16 protein-coding genes are annotated in these 21,249 nt (G+C 38.7%); all 16 read left to right on the top strand.

What is annotated here, in order from left to right; genetic code table 11:
* Positions 1-507 precede the first annotated feature (507 nt).
* Complete coding sequence (locus tag GWI59_RS11900; protein WP_109399731.1) at positions 508-1,743, top strand: anaerobic sulfatase maturase; 1,236 nt, start codon at positions 508-510, stop codon at positions 1,741-1,743.
* A 33-nt stretch (positions 1,744-1,776) separates the two neighbouring features.
* Positions 1,777-3,387 carry a sulfatase-like hydrolase/transferase gene (locus tag GWI59_RS11895; RefSeq protein WP_161724729.1) on the top strand — a complete coding sequence of 537 codons (1,611 nt, stop codon included), beginning with the start codon at positions 1,777-1,779 and terminating at the stop codon, positions 3,385-3,387.
* A 54-nt stretch (positions 3,388-3,441) separates the two neighbouring features.
* Positions 3,442-4,917, top strand: coding sequence for a DUF2264 domain-containing protein (locus GWI59_RS11890; protein ID WP_109847818.1), 1,476 nt, complete (start codon positions 3,442-3,444; stop codon positions 4,915-4,917).
* Between the two features lie 113 nt (positions 4,918-5,030).
* Entirely contained in the window at positions 5,031-5,885 is an 855-nt protein-coding gene (locus GWI59_RS11885) for a tagatose bisphosphate family class II aldolase (protein WP_161669494.1), read from the top strand.
* Positions 5,882-6,853, top strand: coding sequence for a sugar kinase (locus tag GWI59_RS11880; protein ID WP_109847820.1), 972 nt, complete (start codon positions 5,882-5,884; stop codon positions 6,851-6,853). The genes GWI59_RS11885 and GWI59_RS11880 overlap by 4 nt, the downstream gene beginning before the upstream one ends.
* Positions 6,834-7,475, top strand: coding sequence for a bifunctional 4-hydroxy-2-oxoglutarate aldolase/2-dehydro-3-deoxy-phosphogluconate aldolase (locus GWI59_RS11875; RefSeq protein ID WP_006533858.1), 642 nt, complete (start codon positions 6,834-6,836; stop codon positions 7,473-7,475). The genes GWI59_RS11880 and GWI59_RS11875 overlap by 20 nt, the downstream gene beginning before the upstream one ends.
* 5 nt (positions 7,476-7,480) lie before the next feature.
* Complete coding sequence (locus GWI59_RS11870) at positions 7,481-8,062, top strand: DJ-1/PfpI family protein (RefSeq protein ID WP_006533859.1); 582 nt, start codon at positions 7,481-7,483, stop codon at positions 8,060-8,062.
* Between the two features lie 706 nt (positions 8,063-8,768).
* Complete coding sequence (gene tssB, locus GWI59_RS11865; protein WP_072063430.1) at positions 8,769-9,266, top strand: type VI secretion system contractile sheath small subunit; 498 nt, start codon at positions 8,769-8,771, stop codon at positions 9,264-9,266.
* 23 nt (positions 9,267-9,289) lie between these two features.
* Positions 9,290-10,837 (top strand): type VI secretion system contractile sheath large subunit, encoded by a 1,548-nt coding sequence (gene tssC / locus GWI59_RS11860; RefSeq protein ID WP_109399726.1) that lies wholly within the window; start codon positions 9,290-9,292, stop codon positions 10,835-10,837.
* A gap of 12 nt (positions 10,838-10,849) precedes the next feature.
* Positions 10,850-12,187 (top strand): type VI secretion system baseplate subunit TssK, encoded by a 1,338-nt coding sequence (tssK, locus tag GWI59_RS11855; protein WP_109399725.1) that lies wholly within the window; start codon positions 10,850-10,852, stop codon positions 12,185-12,187.
* A complete protein-coding gene (gene tssL / locus GWI59_RS11850) occupies positions 12,184-12,852 on the top strand; it encodes a type VI secretion system protein TssL, short form (protein ID WP_006533865.1) in 669 nt (222 codons plus the stop codon). The genes tssK and tssL overlap by 4 nt, the downstream gene beginning before the upstream one ends.
* Positions 12,852-14,570 (top strand): OmpA family protein, encoded by a 1,719-nt coding sequence (locus GWI59_RS11845; RefSeq protein WP_237585314.1) that lies wholly within the window; start codon positions 12,852-12,854, stop codon positions 14,568-14,570. The genes tssL and GWI59_RS11845 overlap by 1 nt, the downstream gene beginning before the upstream one ends.
* A gap of 22 nt (positions 14,571-14,592) precedes the next feature.
* Complete coding sequence (locus GWI59_RS11840) at positions 14,593-15,084, top strand: Hcp family type VI secretion system effector (protein WP_109399722.1); 492 nt, start codon at positions 14,593-14,595, stop codon at positions 15,082-15,084.
* Between the two features lie 325 nt (positions 15,085-15,409).
* On the top strand, positions 15,410-18,118 hold the full coding sequence (tssH, locus tag GWI59_RS11835; RefSeq protein ID WP_161724723.1) for a type VI secretion system ATPase TssH: 2,709 nt from the start codon (positions 15,410-15,412) through the stop codon (positions 18,116-18,118).
* Positions 18,115-20,643 carry a type VI secretion system Vgr family protein gene (locus GWI59_RS11830; protein WP_161671315.1) on the top strand — a complete coding sequence of 843 codons (2,529 nt, stop codon included), beginning with the start codon at positions 18,115-18,117 and terminating at the stop codon, positions 20,641-20,643. Before tssH ends, GWI59_RS11830 begins: the two co-directional genes overlap by 4 nt.
* A partial coding sequence (locus GWI59_RS11825; RefSeq protein ID WP_161724720.1) for a T6SS immunity protein Tli3 family protein occupies positions 20,643-21,249 on the top strand: 607 nt, incomplete at its 3' end. The genes GWI59_RS11830 and GWI59_RS11825, both read left to right, overlap by 1 nt.

The following is a 21,249-nucleotide window of genomic DNA, read 5'->3' as shown; positions in this document are numbered from 1 at the left end:
TTCTTTCGATTGGTTTCGAATATAGTTTACTACGCCAATTTTTACCGACAATGCAAAAAAACAAAACTTTTGATCTCTTTCACAAAGTTTCGAATCATCATCGATTACTTACGATTATTTTCGTGTAGCTTCAATGATAGCCTTGAGGCCATCAGTTTCCAATAATTAAAATGATATAACGCAACACTACACTTGTTATTACACCATCTACAGCTAGATAAAATACAATAATATAGATTTTATCTCGCCTTATCTCACAAAATAAAGATTAAAACTTCATTACATTCATTTATTTTCGAAAAAAAAATCATAATAAATAACTCAAATAGTCAATAGAATATGAAATAGTATCGAATCGAAAGTATTTTTATCGAAAATAATCGTATTTATCTTTCGTAAAAATCTTTCATTTGCTTTCGATATCTCGTATTTGTGATTTTAATCTCTTTTGTTTTGATAAATTTTACGTAATGTAACAGGATAAAAAAGAAACTCAGGAAATAACTAATGGCATTAAATCAACCTGCTTATTTTCATATGATGGCAAAACCGACAAGCTACCACTGTAATATTAAGTGTGAATACTGCTTTTATCTGGAAAAAGAAAATATTTTTCAAGATAAAACAAAAGAGACAGGCCATACCGTGATGCCAGATGGTGTACTTCGTCGTTATATTAAAGACTATATTCAGTCACACGGTGGAGATCAGGTTGATTTTTCTTGGCAAGGTGGCGAGCCAACGCTTGCAGGATTAGCTTTCTTTGAACAAGTCGTCAAATATCAAAAGCAATTTGCTAACGGCAAGACAATTACAAATAGTGTACAAACCAATGCAATTGCTATTAATCGCCAATGGGCACAATTCTTTGCTGATAATCACTTTCTATTAGGTGTTTCAATTGATGGCATTGAAGCTGTTCACGATAAATATCGTATTTCAGTCAATGGAAGCCCTACTTTTGAACGAGTAAAACGTGCAATTAAGTTACTCAATGAATATGGTGTCGAATTTAACACACTCACTGTCGTTAATGACCAAAACTGGAATAAAGGAAAAGAAACTTATCAAGCCTTAAAAGAATTAGGCTCCACTTTCTTTCAATTTATTCCCATTGTCGAAGTCGATAGACGCTTTCCTCATACTCACGGAGGACATTATGCACCGGGCCCTAATGCACAATTAGCGCCGTTTTCTGTTCCGGCTGAAGGTTATGGGCAATTTATGGCTGAAGTATTTGATGAATGGGTACGGCAAGGCGATATCGGGAAAATATATATCCGCTTATTTGATAGTTTATTAGGCACATGGATGGGATATCCCGCATCAACTTGTATTCAATCTAAAACCTGTGGTCAGGCATTGATCATTGAAGCCAATGGTGATGTTTACTCTTGCGATCACTATGTCTATCCCGCTAATAATTTGGGCAATATTCATCAAAATAGTCTTGCTCATTTAGCCACATCAAAACAGCAACAGCGCTTTGGCCAAAATAAATATGATAAACAAACTCGCCTTTGCAAACAGTGTGAAGTGCAAAGCTTATGTTACGGCGGTTGCCCTAAACATCGCATTATTGCTATTGAAGGCGAAAAACATCGCCATAACTACCTATGTCGCTCTTATAAAAAAATATTTCACCATACCGCGATAGGCATGCAATTAATGCAACAAGCTATTTCACGTGGGGGGCTTGCTAGTGATGCACTCCCTGCGATGAAAAAAAATTACTTAAAGTAACTCTTTTTATTTTGTTTATTCTGGAGACAATTCGTGATCTTACCTTCTGTTAAAAAAAGTTTACTCGCTGGGCTGATTGCTACGTCATGTTTAAGCATTCCAATCTCTGCCAATGCAGGCGGTACACCTGAAAAGCCGAATATTTTACTGATAGTGATGGATGATTTAGGAACAGGGCAGCTTGATTTTGTACTGGATACCTTAAATGTTGATGAATTAGCACAAAGACCAACACCGCCACGTTATGAAGGCGATATCAATAAGATGGTTGAAGCTGCACGCATTGCAATGCCAAATGTCAGTCAAATGGCAACTAATGGTGCCAAAATGACCAATGCATTTGTTGCTCATCCTGTTTGTGGCCCTTCTCGAGCAGGTATTTTTACTGGGCGTTCTCCTGCAAGCTTTGGTACTTACAGTAATGATGATGCCATTTTAGGTATTCCCCAAGATATCAAACTATTGCCTTCACTTTTCCAAGAAAATGGTTATGCCACAGCCAGTATTGGAAAATGGCACAATACAAAAGTGATCCGCAAACCGAAAATTAATGAAAGTAAACAAACCCGCGATTATCACGACAACATGATCTCAACACCAGAAGCGGGTTACGCACCTCATGAACGAGGTTTTGATTATGACTTTAGCTATTACGCATCGGGTGTGGCTTTATGGAATTCGCCTGCATTTTGGCGTAATGGTGTCAATGTTCCAGCTCCGGGCTATACCACGCATTTATTAACGGATGAGACCTTAAAATTTATTGATCAACATAAAGATAAACCATTCTTTATTAATCTCTCCTATAGCGTTCCTCATATTCCGTTGGAACAAGCATCACCTGCTAAATATATGGAGAAATTTGATACGGGTAATGTTGAAGCAGATAAATACTTTGCTGCCTTAAACGCAGCCGATGAAGGTATTGGCCAAATAATTGCAAAATTAAAAGCAAATGGTGAATTAGAAAATACACTTATCTTTTTCTTATCCGACAATGGTGCCGTTAATGAATCACCAATGCCAATGAATGCAATGGATAGAGGCTTTAAAGGACAAATGTTTAATGGTGGGGTTAGAGTTCCTTTTATTGCTTATCAACCTGGTACCATTCCAGCAGGTACAAAAAGTGATGAGATGATTTCCGCACTTGATATTTTACCGACTGCACTACAAACAGCAGGTATTACTATTCCTGACGATCTAAACGTTGAAGGGAAAAACATCATGCCTTTACTTAAAGGCGAAACAACAAAATCCCCTCACAACTATCTTTATTGGGCAGGCCCAGGCACTAAACATTATAGTGAAGAAAACCAAGAGTTTTGGCATGGATATCACCAATGGATAACCTATCAACGTAAAACACCACCTACAAATCCTAATTTAGAAAAACTCTCTAAAGGTGCTTGGGCTGTACGTGACGGTGAATGGGCGCTCTATTTTTATGATGATGGGAAAAATCAGCCTCAGCTTTTTAACGATAAAAAAGATCCGGCTGAATCAATTGATTTATCTAAACAAAATCCACAAAAAGTTGCTGAACTAAAAAATGCGTATTACCAGTGGATCAAAGATAAACCGAAACCGGTTATTTGGGGACAAGACCACTATCAAATATTAGTGGATTCCGCAAAACCTTAATACGGAGCTTCCGTTTTGTTTCGCAAGGATGCGTCTTTTTTCTGAGATACGAAAATGGCTATTAAAATTGCATCTTCAGCACGTCCCAAGCTTCCTTATGAGCACCCAAACGTAGAAATCTACCAACGCTTATTTAAGGAAAATATCATTCGACGCTTAGTCAGGAAATCAGCTTATCGTCGCTATGATAAAACGATCACTGACTTTTTTAATGATGAAAACAAGTCACTTTTCTCTTTATGCGAAATGTTGACACAGTATGTCACACAGGCTTTTCATCATTACCAAGTCTGGGGTTACTCTCATGCTTATTATCCCGGAAGTCCAGGGCAACAAACGGCAAGAACTGATGCTCTTGAAGGTGTAAGCAGAGTACTTCCTCTACTTGCCGCATGGATAGTTAGCAGCCAGAAAAGTACATTGTTAGGACTAAATCATCAAGTTTTCAACTTACCTTTAATCATCACACAAAGCTTTATTCATGGTACTGACCCACTTCATAAAGGCTATTGGGGGAAACTTGAAGATTACGATCAACGGATCTGTGAAGCATCTGATTTAGCACTCACTCTTTGGATAAGCCGTGAATGGGTGTGGGATACATTAGCACCTGCAACACAACAACAAATTATTACTTGGTTCGAACAAGTTAATCACTGTGAAATTGTTGATAATAATTGGCATTTCTTCCCTCTTACCGTTCAATTTGTCATTAAAGCACTCACAGGAAAAGACACGATTGCACATTGGCGCTATGAACGATTAAAAGAGTTTTATGTTGGTGATGGGTGGTTTCGTGATGGTGCAAAAGGTAATTATGATTACTACAATGCGTGGGGTTTTTACTATTCACTGTATTGGTTAGCACAAATTGACCCTCAATTCGATGCGACATTTATTACTCAATCACTTAACACCTTTAATCAACATTACCTTTATTTTATGACCCCAAAAGGTATTCCTTTTTTTGGTCGTAGCGCCTGCTATCGCCTTGCCGTTTCTGCTCCATTATTAGCGGGTGTCGATTTACATTGTCCTTCAGTCAAAGTAGGCGAGGCAAAACGCGCTTTTGAAAGTAGTCTACGTTATTTTATTTCTCAAGGTGCATTAAAAAATGGTGCGCCAACGCAAGGTTTATTTGCTCACGATCCTCGTTTGGTTGATAACTACAGTGGACCTGCTAGTAGTTTTTGGTCATTACGTGCCGTGATTATCGCGCTTTATTGTGCTGATCGTATCAATTTATGGCAAACACCTTCACTTCCTTTACCTATCGAAAAAGATAACTTTCGTTTCGAAATCCCTGCGATTCAAGCTTTAGTGACTGGAGTGAAAGCAACACAAGAGGTAAACGTCATTTTTTGCGAAGATTATACCACTCAGCAAACGCCATTAACCCGCCGTTTAGAAAAACAGACCTTAGCACAAAAAGTCGCTGAAACCGTGATAGGGCAGTCAAGACGACCGAAAAATAATTTATTACGCAAAGGGATCACCAGTTACAGCTCTAAAATGGCACATTTTTTCTAATCATCTTTCATTTGCTTTCACTGTAATAGCAATAAAATGTGATTTAGATCTTTTACCTTTCTATTTCTTTCATTTATTATAATTCGTAATTAAACGAAAGATGAGAGGCAAACATGTATCTGGTTTCTACTCGTAATATGCTCAATAAAGCACAGCGTGAAAATTATGCTGTGCCTGCTTTTAATATTCATAACTTGGAAACGATTCAAGTCGTGATGGAAACAGCCGCTGAAATGGCATCACCTGTTATCTTAGCAGGTACACCAAGCACGTTTGCTTATGCTGGTAGTGATTATTTGATCTCTATTTGCCAGCAGGCCGCAGAGCAATATCGTATCCCAGTTGCTCTACATTTAGATCACCATGAAGATATTCCTGATATTTGTCATAAAGTCACTTCAGGTGTGCGATCCGCTATGATCGATGCCTCTCATTTTCATTTTGAAGAAAACATTCGCATTGTCAAAGAAGTGGTAAATTTCTGCCATCATTGGGATTGCACTGTAGAGGCTGAATTAGGTCGTCTTGGTGGACAGGAAGATGATCTTATCGTTGATACAAAAGATGCCCTATTCACCGATCCGGATTCAGCAGTACAATTTATTAAAGCAACTGGCATTGATTCATTAGCCGTTGCAATCGGTACAGCACATGGTATGTACAAACATGAACCTCATCTCGATTTTGAACGCTTAGAGATTATTCGCCAAAAAACAGATATTCCTTTAGTTCTTCATGGTGCATCGGGTATTCCTGATACTGATGTACGACACTGTATCGATTTAGGTATATGCAAAGTTAACGTCGCAACCGAACTGAAAATTGCCTTCTCTAACGCAATCAAGCAGTACTTCTTGGATAACCCTGATGCAAGTGATCCTCGTCATTACCTTGTGCCGGGCAAAGCCGCAATGAAAGCAGTGGTTGCAGATAAAATTCGTGTCTGTAAAAGTGATGGGAAACTGTGAAAACAAATAGAACTGTCGCCATTATTGGCGAATGTATGATAGAGCTTAGTGGTCAGCCTTTTTTACCGCAACAACAACGTTTTGGTGGTGATACGTTAAATACAGCACTCTATCTATCACGACTTATCCCTTCATTACATCCGTACTATATGACAGGTTTAGGCACTGATACTTACAGTGCCTTAATGCAAAAAGCATGGGAAAACGAGGGGATCAACTGCCAATCTGTTATTACTATTCCCGAAAAACTGCCCGGTCTGTATGCCATTGAAATTGATGCTTGTGGTGAGCGCAGTTTCCACTATTGGCGTAATGATGCAGCAGCACGTTATATTGCAACAGATAGCCGTTTTACAACACATCTCAATGCACTACCTGATAATAGTGTGATTTATCTCAGCGGAATTTCTCTTGCTATTTTAACGCAGGAAGGTAAAGAGGCTCTACTCACGCAATTAACCCACCTTAAACAACGAGGGTTCACTTTAATTGTGGATTCAAATTATCGACCTCGTTTATGGGATTCAATACCTCATGCACAAGCGTGGTTTGAAAAACTGTACAGACTTAGCGATATCGCTTTAGTTACGGGGGATGATGAGCAAATGCTTTGGCAACAACCCGTTTTGACAGAACAAGATATTGCACAACGCCTTCATCAATGGGGCAATCAAAACGTGATTGTCAAACTCGGTGCTCATGGCGCTTTCTGGTCTGATGGTAAAAATTCGGGCTATATTTCTCCCAAACCGATAGATTCTGTTGTTGATACCACTGCCGCAGGTGACTCGTTTAATGCTGGCTTTATTGCTGCTTGGCTACAAAATAATCGCTTACCAACTTGCTGTTTATGGGGAAACACCTTAGCCGGACTCGTTATTCAACACCATGGCGCTATCATTCCTCATGAAATAACGGATTCATTCTACACACTAATCAAGGACAACCATGACACAGTCAATTGTTGATACTCTTTCATCACTGAAAGTGATCCCCGTGATCCAAATTAATCGCGCTGAAGATGCAATCTGGCTGGGTGAAATTCTAACCCAAAATCAATTACCTGTTGCTGAAATCACCTTTCGTACACCTGCGGCAGCTAAAGCTATTAAGCTAATGCATGAGCATTTTCCTGAGCTTATTTTATGCGCAGGAACCGTGCTGACAGCACAACAAGCAGATATGGCAAAAGAAGCTGGGGCTAGCTTTGTTATTTCTCCGGGCTATAACCCAAGTACCGTTGATTATTGTCTGAATAATGGCATCAACATTGTGCCGGGAATTAACAACCCAAGCCAGATAGAAGTTGCCCTTGAAAGAGGCCTAACCTTAGTTAAATTCTTCCCAGCAGAAGCCTCTGGCGGTGTAAAAATGCTAAAAGCACTTGCGGCACCTTACGCACAAGTACAATTTATGCCAACGGGTGGCATTAGTTTAAATAACGTGAGTGATTATCTTGCTATTCCACAAGTTGTTGCTTGCGGAGGAAGCTGGATTGCCACAGCAGATACGATTGATAAACAAGATAAACAGACCATTGTTAATCATATTCAAAATATCCACTCATTACTAAAAACAGATAAGGGATAAATAAAATGAAACAGGTTGCCGTTTTATTAGCTGATGGATTTGAAGAAGGTGAAGCTGTTGTTTTTATTGATATCATGCGCCGTCTTGATATTCATGTTGATGTACTTTCTTGCATGGATAGTTTGGTATTAAATACTTATTTTGAAACTAAAATCAGTGCTGATTTTTTATTAACTGAAAAACTGACACATAGCTATGACGCAATAATGATGCCGGGAGGTCCTAAAGGCACCGATCGTTTATGCGCTAACGAGCAAGTTATTCAATTTATTAAACGCCATATTGCTGAAGATAAATATATTTGTGCACTGTGCTCTTCAGGAGCAAAAGTATTAGCGGCACATCATCTTCTTGAAGGTCGTCATTACAGTACAGGTGATAAATTGGCAGATAAATATGATGATGGCAATTATCTTGATCAAGATGTTGTTGTCGATGGAAAATTTATCAGTGCAAAAGGATTAGGTGTAAGTTTTGAATTTGCCTTTACCGTGGCTCGCCATTTATTAAACGACAATACAGAAAAAGTAGACTGGCAAGCTAATCATATTTATTTCAAACATTGGCCATTAGATTACCTAAAGTAGCTAAATTAATTATTATTAACGATATAAAGGGGATTTACGCCCCTTTATATTTTCATTTTAATTATCATCGTAAAACGATAATTCCTTTTCTCCCCAATACCCTCAATCATTGCTAGCTCTATTATTGGGATTTATCTCAAGAATAGTTTTATCTGCATTCCTTCTGATTTAATCAAAGTATTTATAAAATCACACATTAATTAATCAAAAAAAGAATGAAAGAAAGGAAGTTAAATAGCTCTTTTTTACTTAATAATTAATACTTAGAAATACAAATATTAAAGTTTAAGATTTAAAGAGTGCCATTGCTTTATTTCTATTCTCTTATCATCCAGTATATTACTTAATAACGATAGTAATAATAACAAATCGTTACCAATAAGAATATCTACTATGTATATATACTAGTCAATCCAACATAAACAACTTAATTAAGAAGTGTTTTATTGGAAAATCAAATAATATATAGAATAAACATCAATATATGATGTTTATTTGGAATGTACCTCTAATTGTTTATGAGGTATTTTCTTTCTATTTCATTTTAATTTTAGAGACACCTCTTAAAAATATTAAGATAAATTGATTTATTTAATTTTATTTAATATAAAAAGGTATGCCTTAAAATAAATTTCTTGGTAGTGAAATTACTTAATATCCCCCACTCTCAAGAGATCCTTTATTCGTTTAATACAAGGATTTTATTATGTCAGATAGTTTTCAAAATGAAGTGCCTAAAGCTCGGGTAAATATAAAACTCGACTTACATACAGGTGGTGCACAGAAAAAAGTTGAGTTGCCTTTAAAACTATTGTCTATCGGCGACTACAGCAACGGAAAGGATAAACGCGTTCTTTCAGAAAGAGAAAAGGTCAACATTAATAAAAATAACTTCAACAATGTACTTACTGAATTTTCCCCTTCCGTCAATCTTACTGTAAAAAATACATTAGCTAATGATGGTAGCGAGGAAAACATTAATCTGTCATTTAAAGAGATGGCAGACTTTGAACCAGAACAAGTTGCTCGCCAGATACCTCAACTACGCGCCATGTTAGCAATGCGTAATCTCTTACGTGACTTAAAGTCTAACCTCCTTGATAACATCACTTTTCGCCGTGAACTCGAAAATATCCTTAAAGATCCTGCACTAAGTGATGAACTACGCGAGGAATTATCTCAACTCGCACCGAAAAAAGACTAATTAGGTTTTATCATTACAGGATTATGCTTATGTCAGTTAATAGCGAAAGTATTTCAAAAAGTACAACAACAGTACTTGATGAGTCCGCGAATAGCGGTGTTTACGCCTCACTCTTTGAAAAAATTAATCTCACACCTGTTTCTCAGGTAAGTGATATTAATATCTTCCAAGACAATAGCGCTCTGGCAGATACAACAGCAAATGAGCGCGTTACTATTGCCGTTCAAGTTTTTCTCGATCGTCTAAAATCCTCAGGTCAAAAAGTCGAACGTTTAGACCGAAACTTACTTGATCACCATATTGCTGATCTAGATAGACAAATTAGCCAACAACTTGATGAAGTCATGCATCACGCTGAATTTCAAAAAATTGAATCCGCATGGCGTGGGTTAAAATTCTTAGTTGATCGCACTGATTTTCGTCAAAATGTTAGAATTGAGCTACTCGATATAGCTAAAGATGATTTACGCCAAGATTTTGAGGATTGCCCAGAAACAATCCAAAGCGGTCTATATCACCATACTTATATCGAAGAATACGATACTCCGGGTGGCGAACCTATTGCGGCTATTATCTCTAACTATGAGTTTGATCGTGGTCCTCAAGATATCGCTTTACTACGTAATATTGCGAAAGTTTCAGCTTCTGCACATATGCCATTCATAGGTTCTGTTGGTCCAGCCTTTTTTGGTAAAGAATCCATGGAAGAAGTTGCTGCCATTAAAGACATCAGTAACTACTTTGACCGTGCTGAATACATCAAATGGAAATCTTTCCGTGACTCTGATGATGCCCGCTATATTGGCTTGACGATGCCGCGCGTTTTAGGTCGTCTTCCTTATGGACCAGACACCATTCCTGTACGTAGCTTTAATTATATTGAAGAAGTAAAAGGTCCAGATCATGAAAAATATTTGTGGACAAATGCAACCTTTGCTTTTGCTGCCAATATGGTTAAAAGCTTTATTAACAATGGTTGGTGTGTACAAATTCGTGGCCCTCAAGCAGGTGGTGCGGTAAAAGATTTACCTATTCATCTTTTTGATTTAGGAACAGGGAGTCAGGTCAAAATTCCATCTGAAGTGATGATCCCTGAAACACGAGAATTTGAATTTGCCAATCTCGGTTTTATTCCATTGTCTTACTATAAAAACCGTGATTATTCTTGTTTCTTCTCTGCAAACTCTGCGCAAAAACCTGCTATTTATGAAACATCTGATGCAACAGCGAATAGCCGTATCAATGCGCGTTTACCTTATATTTTCCTCCTTTCCCGAATTGCTCATTATCTGAAATTAATTCAACGTGAAAATATTGGTACGACAAAAGATCGTCGTTTATTAGAACTTGAGTTGAATAATTGGGTTCGTAGTTTAGTGACCGAAATGACTGATCCAAGTGATGATTTGCAAGCCTCTCACCCGCTTCGTGATGCCAAAGTGGTAGTCGAAGATATTGAAGATAATCCAGGCTTTTTCAGAGTGAAGCTGTATGCCGTTCCTCACTTCCAAGTGGAAGGAATGGATGTCGATCTCTCGTTAGTATCTCAAATGCCAAAAGCGAAAGCATAAGGTGAAACACGGATGAAAATATACCGCCCCCTCTGGAGTGATGGGGCCTTTTTGGCTCCTCAGCAATTTCAACAACAAGCAAGATGGGATAGCTATCTCACTAGCACTATTGCCAATATGACGATTGCATCAACATGGGGCGTGATTTGTGCTGAGTTTGATGAAAGTGCTTTAACTATTTCACGCCTTAGCGCACAAAAATTAATTGTGCGTTTTCCTGACGGCACGCTAGTTGATACAACGCTAGCTGACAACTTACCGCCCGTTAATGAGCTTAGTCATTATTCACAACATCAAACACTTGATATCGTTCTCGCATTACCTCTATTACTGGCTAATGGTGGCAATCTTATGCAAGAAGGACGCTCTGATAGGCCACAACCGTTCTATCAAGAGTGGATGAAAGTACAAGATTTAATTGGTCAAGAACAGACGGATATCGCCGTGTTAAGGCACAATATTACTTTGCGTTATGCTCATGAAGAAAATAGCGCATACATGACTTGTCCCATCGCTCGATTAATCCGCAATGCCCAAGGTGCATGGGAAATAGATAAACATTTTATTCCCCCATTATTGAGTTGTAGTGCAAGCGATGAATTAACCACATTATTCTCAGAATTCATGCATCGTTTAGTCGCCAAGCGTCGCCGCCTAATGACTATGCGCCGTGAAAATAATGAGCAGATGGCTGATTTTGCTGTCGCTGATGTCTCGCTCTTTTGGCTACTAAATGCGATAAACAGTGCTGAGCCTGTATTAAGTGAATTACTCTCATCAATGGGGCGTCATCCAGAGCTTCTTTATCGTGAATTAGTACGTCTAGCGGGTGCACTACTGACATTTTCACTCGACCATGAAAATGGTGATATTCCGCTTTATCAACACTCATTTCCTGAACAGGTTTTTCCACCGTTATTTAGCTTACTGAATACTCTGTTAGAAGCGAGTTTACCTTCACGTGTGATTAGTATTGCTCTTGATAAAGAAGGGCCATTCTGGCGTGGCGAATTGCATGATCCTCGCCTACGCGAAGATGCTGATTTCTATCTTTCAGTACGTTCTGCATTGCCAGCTCATTTGTTGATCACTCAGTTTCCATTACTTTGTAAAGCGGGTAGTAATGACGATGTTGCTAGTGTGGTTAATGTCGCACTTAATGGTATTCCATTACAGCCATTAACACATGTTCCTGCCGCTATCCCACTGCGTTTAGAAAATCACTATTTTGCACTTGAACTCAATAATTCAGCTGGTCAAGCCATGCTCTCTTCAGGTCACTGTGCTTTTTATGTGCCAGGAACATTAGGTGAAATTCAGCTAGAACTTTTTGCGGTACTTCGCTCATGATAACGAATACAAGAACAGCTAAAAATAACATGATTGATATGCTTTTTGCTGATACTTGGTTAATGGTATGTCAGCTACGTCAAGGTGCTGAAATTACTGATGGCAAAGCCTTCTATCAACGCGTCTGTGAACATATTGATAAAACACGCCAACAACTCACAGAAAAAGGCTATTCCCAATCTGCCATCGAAAATATGCTTTATGCACAATGTGCATTAATTGATGAAAGCGTGATGAATCGTACCGAGCGTGATGACGGTTACATTCAGTGGATACAATCCCCATTACAAGCCAAGTATTTCAATACATTAGAAGCAGGTGACAAACTATGGGATAGGTTGCGTAATCTATTAAATGAGCCAGCACCTAACCATGATGTACTTATTTGTTTTCACCGTGTGATTACACTGGGCTTTGTTGGTAAATATCGCCAAACCAATGCCCCTGAACGTGAACAAATTATTGAACTACTCAATACTCAACTTCCCACCTATGCACTATCAAATGATTTACCTTTAGTGATGAAACCCAAGCCTCGTATAAATCGTCGTCATATTTATTGGTTAGGTTGGTTTGGGGGAATTGTGGTGCTTGCCATGCTGTGGTGGGGTTTTTCTGTGTCATTAGAAAATTTACTTCAACAATGGGTCATACAAGGAAAGTGATGCAAAAAAATAGGATAAAACAGTGTATTACATTGTTTTCAGCAAGCTTATTATTGTGGTTGCTTTGGGGATTTTGGTCTTTTGGTAAAGAGATCTCCTATTTTCTGACGGCCTTTATTTGTATTGTCACACTCTCTTTATGCGTCTGGTTTTTCCGTCAGCAGAAAAGTACTCCCTACCTTAAAAATGCGCTTACAAATCTGCTCCCTCCTGATAACTATCAAGGCGCTGTTATTATTGTTTGTGGTCAATCACAAATGCTTTTTCATGAAAACCAGACCTATCGGGAAACAGCGAAAGGTTGGTATATTCGCGCTGTCTCTCCTATTGATTTGATCAACATCACTCAACATATTGTTGATATTGCCCCCTTACAATTACGTCGATTATCACTGTTATACGCTTTATTACCTGAACAGCAATTACAGCTAGAAGAAGTAACTCAAGAAACACTTAATTGGCGTCGTGCTATTCATGAAAGCAATAAAAAAACAGGTAAAACATTACCTTTTTGGGTAACACTTTATCTTAACTCTCCAGTTAATTATCTCAATTCACATTTTGATGACATAACACCGTGGATAATCTATTTAAATGACCAACCAGAGTTACTTGTTATCTCTGATAATCTGGCAACTCAATCTATTTCAACATGGTTATCACAAAATAGAGAGCAAACCGAAAACCAACTCACCATGGCTCTCTGGCTTGATCAATTACTCGCTTGGTTAAAAAGTGAATTTATTCCTCTGCTTACAGTTGCTCAGTCAGGTACTCCGAGTCTCATACCTGTTGCTTGGGCAATGCAATTTACAACTGTTCCTACCATTTCAAATAATAGTTGGGCTCAATTTATTCACCATAAAACCACGTTATTTCCGACGATTATTAAAACATCAAATAATAATGACGAATTACCCTTACCAGACATTGTGATTGATAAACTCACTTACGATGTCAATTTATTAAAAATAGAAACTACCTTTGGTGTTATTGGCATGATTTGTGGATTATTTCTTATTGGTGCACTCTCTGGTAGCTATCACCATAACAAGCAATTAATCTACGATAATAGTAATGATATCAATCACTTTAAAAGTATTAGCGATGAGAATTTAGAACCTAAAAAAGTGGCTTATCAACAGTTACTTTCAGATGCAACATTTCTTTCTCATTGGCAACGAGAAGGTATTCCTGCTCGCTATTCTTTAGCGTTATATCAAGGAAATAACATCTTACCTTATTTGCATGCCTTGCTCAGTTCATGGGCTCTCCCACAACCACCAGCACCGATCATCGTACAAGAAGTTCCTGAAATGGTGACGCTAGATAGTCTGGCTCTCTTCGCTTCAGGTCAATACAAATTAAAAAATGAAGCCACCAAAGTGCTTGTTGATACGCTTATCAATATAAAAGCCAAACCTGGTTGGTTAATTGTTATTTCTGGGTACACCGACAACACTGGTAATCCCGATTTAAACCAAAAACTTTCTCTTAAACGAGCTGAAGCCGTACGTGACTGGATGATCAAAACCAGTGATATCGCCCCCTCTTGCTTTGCAGTGCAAGGATATGGCCAACATCAGCCCGTTGCAGATAACTCAACACTAGATGGACGAGCTCGTAATCGTCGAGTTGAAATTCGCCTGATACCTCAAGCTGACGCTTGTCAGGTATTAGCTGATGACCTTACGCCACTGAAGGATAGTGGCAACTAACCCTTAAAAAGGAGATGTAAAAATGGCTATTCCTGTATACCTCTGGTTAAAAGATGACGGTAATGCGGATATCAAAGGCTCTGTGAATGTTCAAGATCGTGAAGGCAGTATTGAAGTCGTTGCTCAAGATCACAACTTGTATATTCCAACAGATAACAATACTGGCAAATTAACCGGTACACGTATCCATACCCCCTTTATTTTTGTCAAAGAAATTGATGCTTCCAGCCCGTATCTATACAAGGCAGTGACAACTGGACAAACATTGAAAAAGGCCGAGTTTAAGTGGTATCGCATCGATGACGCAGGCCAAGAAGTTGAATATTTCAATACCACACTTGAAAACGTCAAAGTAGTCAAAGTAGCGCCTAAGATGCACAACATCAAAGATCCAACCAAAGAGAAACACAATCACCTCGAAGAAATTGAATTGCGTTACGAAAAAATCACTTGGACTTACAAAGACGGAAATATCATTCATTCAGATTCATGGAATGAACGTGCCACTGCGTAAAACCAAAACAAACAGGCGGTTAACCGCCTGTTTTTAAACCTATTGAAATCAAACACTATTACTTATTTATACCCTAAATAATTTAAAGCCCGACGAGTAAATACTCTAAATAGTTCAAGGTGTAGCTAGGCGACAAATGAATGAGTCGCTAGGAACATGTGACTAGTGCGAGTGAGTGTAGTCAACAACGCTACAACTTGAAATATGACGAGTAAACGCTACAGCTTGAAATATGAAGAATATAACCTTATGAGCCTCGGTCTATGGCTAGGGGCGGTAGCGTACCTAAATTCCCTCAATAGGGACTTCATTACTGGGAGAAAACATGGAAAATCAATCTGTTATGCTATTGCGTCGATTAAATCCTTATTGTGCAAAAGCGCTGGAAGCTGCGGCATCATTATGCCAAACCCGCGCCCATGCAGAAGTCACTATTGAACACTGGTTATTAAAAATTCTAGAGCTAGGTGAAAGCGATATCACTGTTTTAGCTCGTCGCTATGAATGGGATTTATCAGCACTTTGGCAAGACTTACTTGACGCAATTGATAAATTACCTCGCTCAGTACGTAGCCGACCTCAATTATCCAAACCCTTATTAGAACTGATTAAAAATGCATGGGTAATTGCTTCTCTTGATGAAGATATCGAACAAATTCGCAGCGTACACCTCTTACACACCATGACAAAACAGCCCGCATTAGTTCAACTTGATGCACTCTGGCCTTTAATGACATTGGGTGAAACACAGCTACAACGATTAAGACCTTTACTTGATGCCCAATCAGATGAAAGACCTGAAGTTCAACAACTTGCGGTGCATAATCATACTGCTGAAAATAACCTAGACCACGAAAATAACGATCACCCTTCAACTTCCCCTGACAACGCCATTATTGGTCATACATTAAGTGAAGCACTACTAGCTGTATTAAATAAGTTTACGATTGATGTCACTGAAAAAGCGCGTCTTGGTGAGATTGATCCAGTATTTGGTCGTGACGATGAAATCCGTCAAATGGTCGATATCCTCTCTCGTCGTCGTAAAAACAACCCTATTCTTGTTGGTGAGCCAGGGGTTGGTAAAACAGCATTAGTCGAAGGGCTTGCACTGCGAATTGCTGAGAAAAATGTCCCTATCAGTTTACAAACCACCTCATTACGCACTCTGGATTTAGGCCTATTACAAGCAGGAGCAGGAGTAAAAGGCGAATTTGAACAACGACTCAAAAATGTAATTGATGCTGTTCAGCAATCACCTACACCTATTTTATTATTTATTGATGAAGCACATACCATTATTGGTGCAGGTAACCAAGCCGGTGGCGCAGATGCCGCTAACTTATTAAAACCCGCATTAGCACGAGGTGAATTACGCACAATCGCAGCAACCACTTGGTCGGAATACAAACAATTTTTTGAACGTGATGCCGCATTAGAACGCCGTTTTCATATCGTAAAAGTTGATGAACCCGATGATGAAAAAGCCTTTTTAATGCTACGGGGGCTTAAATCGCGTTATGCCAAATATCATGGTGTACATATTACCGATGATGCCGTAAAAGCCGCAGTAACATTATCACGTCGTTATTTAACAGGTAGACAACTTCCTGATAAAGCAGTGGATTTACTTGATACAGCCAGTGCAAGAATTCGCATGAGTTTAGATACATTACCTGAAGAGCTTACCCGAATTAAAGCTAAACGCTATGCGCTAGAACTAGAACAAAAAGCGATACTAGATGACATCACTATCGGTGATTTAACCAATCAAACAAAATTATCTGATTTATCTTCTCAAGATGCCCAATTAGCACTTCAACTCGAAACACTAGAACAGCGCTTTGAACAAGAAAAAGAGATTATCTGTCAGTTAATTGAAAGCAGACAAGATCCTAAAAATGCAAAGCTTTCAGCACAACTTCAGCAACAACTTATTCAGTTACAACAAGACGCTCCGCTATTAAATCCCGATGTTGATGTTCGTACTGTAGCAACTGTTATTGCTGATTGGACAGGTGTTCCGCTTTCAAGCCTACTTAAAGATGAACAAATTGGCTTATTAGAGTTAGAAAGTAACTTATCAAAATACGTTATAGGGCAAGACAACGCGCTACTCGCGTTGGCACAGCGTCTACGTGCATCAAGAACCGGATTAGTTTCTGAAAATGGGCCTCAAGGTGTCTTTTTATTAGTGGGTCCTAGTGGTATAGGTAAAACAGAAACCGCACTTGCATTGGCAGAATGTCTATTTGGTGGCCAAAAATCGTTAATCACAATTAACATGTCTGAATACCAAGAAGCTCACACCGTCAGTCAATTAAAAGGTTCTCCTCCGGGTTATGTCGGATACGGTCAAGGTGGCGTATTAACGGAAGCGGTCAGAAAACGCCCTTACAGTATTGTGTTACTGGATGAAGTTGAAAAAGCACATCGTGATGTTTTAAATCTGTTCTATCAAGTATTTGATAGAGGCTTTATGCGTGATGGTGAAGGTCGTGAAATTGATTTTCGTAATACAGTTATTTTAATGACTGCAAATTTAGGCAGTGATTATTTAATGCAACAACTAGAAGAGTCACCATTAAGTACCGATAGCGATTTACAAGAAACGCTTCGCCCTATTTTGCGTGAACATTTCCAACCTGCACTACTGGCACGCTTCCAAACATTAATTTATCGCCCTCTCGATGCAACAGCACTACGCATTATTGTTGAGATGAAATTAAAAAATGTGATCGAGCGACTTTATACCCACTATCGATTAACTGGTATTGTTGAAGAAACGCTCTACGATACCATTGTTGATGCCTGTTTATTACCAGACACAGGTGCCCGAAATATCGATAGTCTACTTAATCAACAGATCCTGCCTATTCTTAGCCAACAACTTCTTTTGCGCCAAGCCTGTGCTGAAAAATCGCAATATGTCATTTTGGGCTTTAATGAAGAAGAAGGTATTACGTTGAGTTTTAGTGATGAGTTGCCAACAAAAAAACAGGTATTAGATAAACAACAGGAGATTGAGGAATGAGCATAATTGATCTCGTGAAAAATACACTAATCGGACAAAATCGCTATCATCTCAATGTACAAGGTTGTAATATTTTATTTGATGTTGAACATTTCACGGGTCGTGAAGCAATTAGCGATACCTATCATTATCAAATTACCTTTACTTGCCAAGCTCAGGATTTACAACCGCAACAACTATTGCGCCGTAGTGCAACGCTCTCTTTTACCCCCCCTCTCAATAGCATTGCGGAATTAGCAACTCAAAATTCCATCAACAAGCAAGTTCATGGTGTGATCACACAATTTCGGCGTCTATCGGGCTCGGTTGATGAAGCGCGTTATCAACTCGTCATTGAACCTGTTTTTGCCTTATTACGTCATCAAATTCGCTCTCATCGATTTTTCCTCAATCAATCTGTTCCTGATGTCGTGAGTCAAATTTTACGTGAACATAATTTTAAAGATTGGGAATTTGAATTTACGCTTAAAAATGAATATCCAAAGCGTGAGCAAATTAATCAATATAATGAAAGTGATCGTCAATTTATCGAACGACTATTAAGTGAAGTTGGTATTTTTTACTCTTTTTATTTACAAGATCAAACCCAAACCGAAGTTATTCGTTTTGCCGATCGCCAAAGTGCTTATACCTTTGATAAAACCTTACCACTCAATAGTCCGTCTGGTATGAATGATAATCACCAAGAAAGTGTGTGGGGATTATCATTACATCATCAAGTAGTCGAGCAAAATGTACTAACCAAAGATTACAACCATCGGCAAGCTCAAGACACCTTGATTTCAGCAGTAACGGATATGACACGCGGTGAAGGAGATGAAATTCACTATGGTGAAGTTTATCACTATCAAGCTAGACATCTTTCTCGCGGTGATAAACTCAATCCAGAAGCAGAAACCGCAAACTTTTGGGCACGGCTTGATCATGAGCGTTTTTTAACTCGTCAAACACGCTTAAAAGGCGAAAGTAATGCAGATACTTTATCACCGCTACAAGTGCTTTCTATCACTGATAACACAATACCTTCATCACTACCCTCTGTGTTTCAATCACCGATTTTAATCACTCGTCTACGTTTTAGTGGCGGTCGAGAAAAAGCGCTGCAAGTGCGATTTAATGCTATTCCTTACAGTGAAACCCTTTGCTGGCGCCCAGCCGTTAAACCTCGCCCAATTATCACCGGTACACTTACCGCACGTATCACCAGTGCTAAAGATAACGATATTTATGCGCATCAAAATGAAGATGGCTTTTATTGGGTAAAATTTGATGCCGATCGTGACGAAAAACCCTTAGGTTATGAAAGTATGCCAGTACGTTTGGCAAAACCTTATGCCGGCGATACCTATGGGATGCATTTTCCATTAATTCAAGGCACAGAAGTCGCTATCGCCTTTCATGAAGGCGACCCTGACCGACCTTATATCGCTCATGCACTTCATGATTCACGCCATCCCGATCATGTAACGGATAGAAACAACACACGTAATGTGATTCGTACCCCTGCAAATAATAAATTGCGAATGGAAGATAAACGCGGGCAGGAGCATATTAAACTCAGTACCGAATATGGGGGAAAATCACAATTAAATTTAGGGCATATTGTCGATGCTAACCGCGATAAACGAGGAGAAGGTTTTGAATTACGCACCGATAGTTGGGGAGCTATAAGAGCAGGTAAAGGATTATTTATTAGTGCAGATAATCAAGCCAAAGCAGGCGGTGAAGTGCTGGCGATGAAGGAGGCTCAATCACAACTCACTGCTGCATTAATAGAAATGCAAACATTGACCCAAAGTGCGGAACATGCCAGTGCTCTCGCTTCAAATATCCAACAGCAGCAAGAAAGCTTAGAAAAAAAATTAATCCAATTAAAAAAATCAGTGCTATTAGCCACCGCACCTGACGGAATAGCACTAACCAGTGGTGATAATTTACAACTTTCTGCTGAAGAAAATTTAACACTAACAGCAAACCAACAAGTTGATATTGGAGCATTTAAAAAATTCACTTTAGCAGCTGGTGAAATGATGAGTTTCTTTTCCAGAATGGGAGCAAAAATCTTTGCCAAAACAGGTGATATAGAAATTCAGGCACAAGACGGTCGTCTATCAACATGGTCAACACAAGATTCAATAATAAGTAGTGGTAAAAAAATGGTGCTATCAGCTCAAGAGGAACTCCTCTTATCTTGTGGTGGCGGATATATACGAATTAAAGATGGAAATGTAGAAATTGGTGGGCCTGGAAAGTTATTGATTAAAAATAATGGTATTCAAAAATTAGGCCCACAAAGTGTAGAAAGTGCTATGAAATCTTTTTCACCAGAAGAATTTAGTGAATGGTTTGTTATTAAAAACCCACTTTCAGGAGAGCCGATAGCTAATCAGCGTTATCAAATTACCTTACCTAGTGGAGAAATTATAAAAGGTATTTCTGACTCCGAAGGTAAAACAACTCGTATAAATTCTAATGCAATAAACGACATTTTAATTAAATTATTACCTTATGGAGAAAATGAATAATGCAATATAAATTATCCTACTTTTTTATTTTACTCCTATCTACATCGACACTTTCTGGCTGTTTATCATTAAAAGAAAAAGCTGCGATTAAAGCGGAGCAAGATAGAGCCGAACAACAACGCTTAATCGCCGAAGAAATTAAAAGTTATGGCCCTCCCACCGTCATTTACCGTATTGATGACCACCGCTTTTTTACCTTGGAGCAATATAATGAAAGACGTGAAGGGATCACCTATTACAACAATACAAAAAATAATATCCATCAAGAAATATTATACGGCTCAGCCTGTTTATACCAAGGACGCCTAATTTGGGCAACCGAGCGCGATGATGCTTTAGTTTTCCCTGCGGTACTGAGTCGAAAAACCGATCAATGTGCAGGCACTAAATGGGGGTGTGTTAACGCTATTCTTGTCACCTTGGATGGTGGGAAAAACTTTAGACCCACAAATGGGGGGTTTGGTATTCATACTGATCATCCCGGTTACTACTCTTCTTTTTTCGATATTATTGTAACCGATGAGGGGTTTTATTTAGGAAAATCAACTGTCAGTCGGCGGAAAACTAACGATGAATTAGCCGACCCTTGGTGGCGTGTCATTTATT

This window comes from Proteus sp. G2673 (assembly GCF_009915125.1).
In the GTDB taxonomy this organism is placed as follows: Bacteria; Pseudomonadota; Gammaproteobacteria; order Enterobacterales; family Enterobacteriaceae; genus Proteus; species Proteus penneri.
The sequence above is the reverse complement of the archived record's forward strand: the minus strand, read 5'-3'. Positions and strand labels throughout refer to the sequence as shown.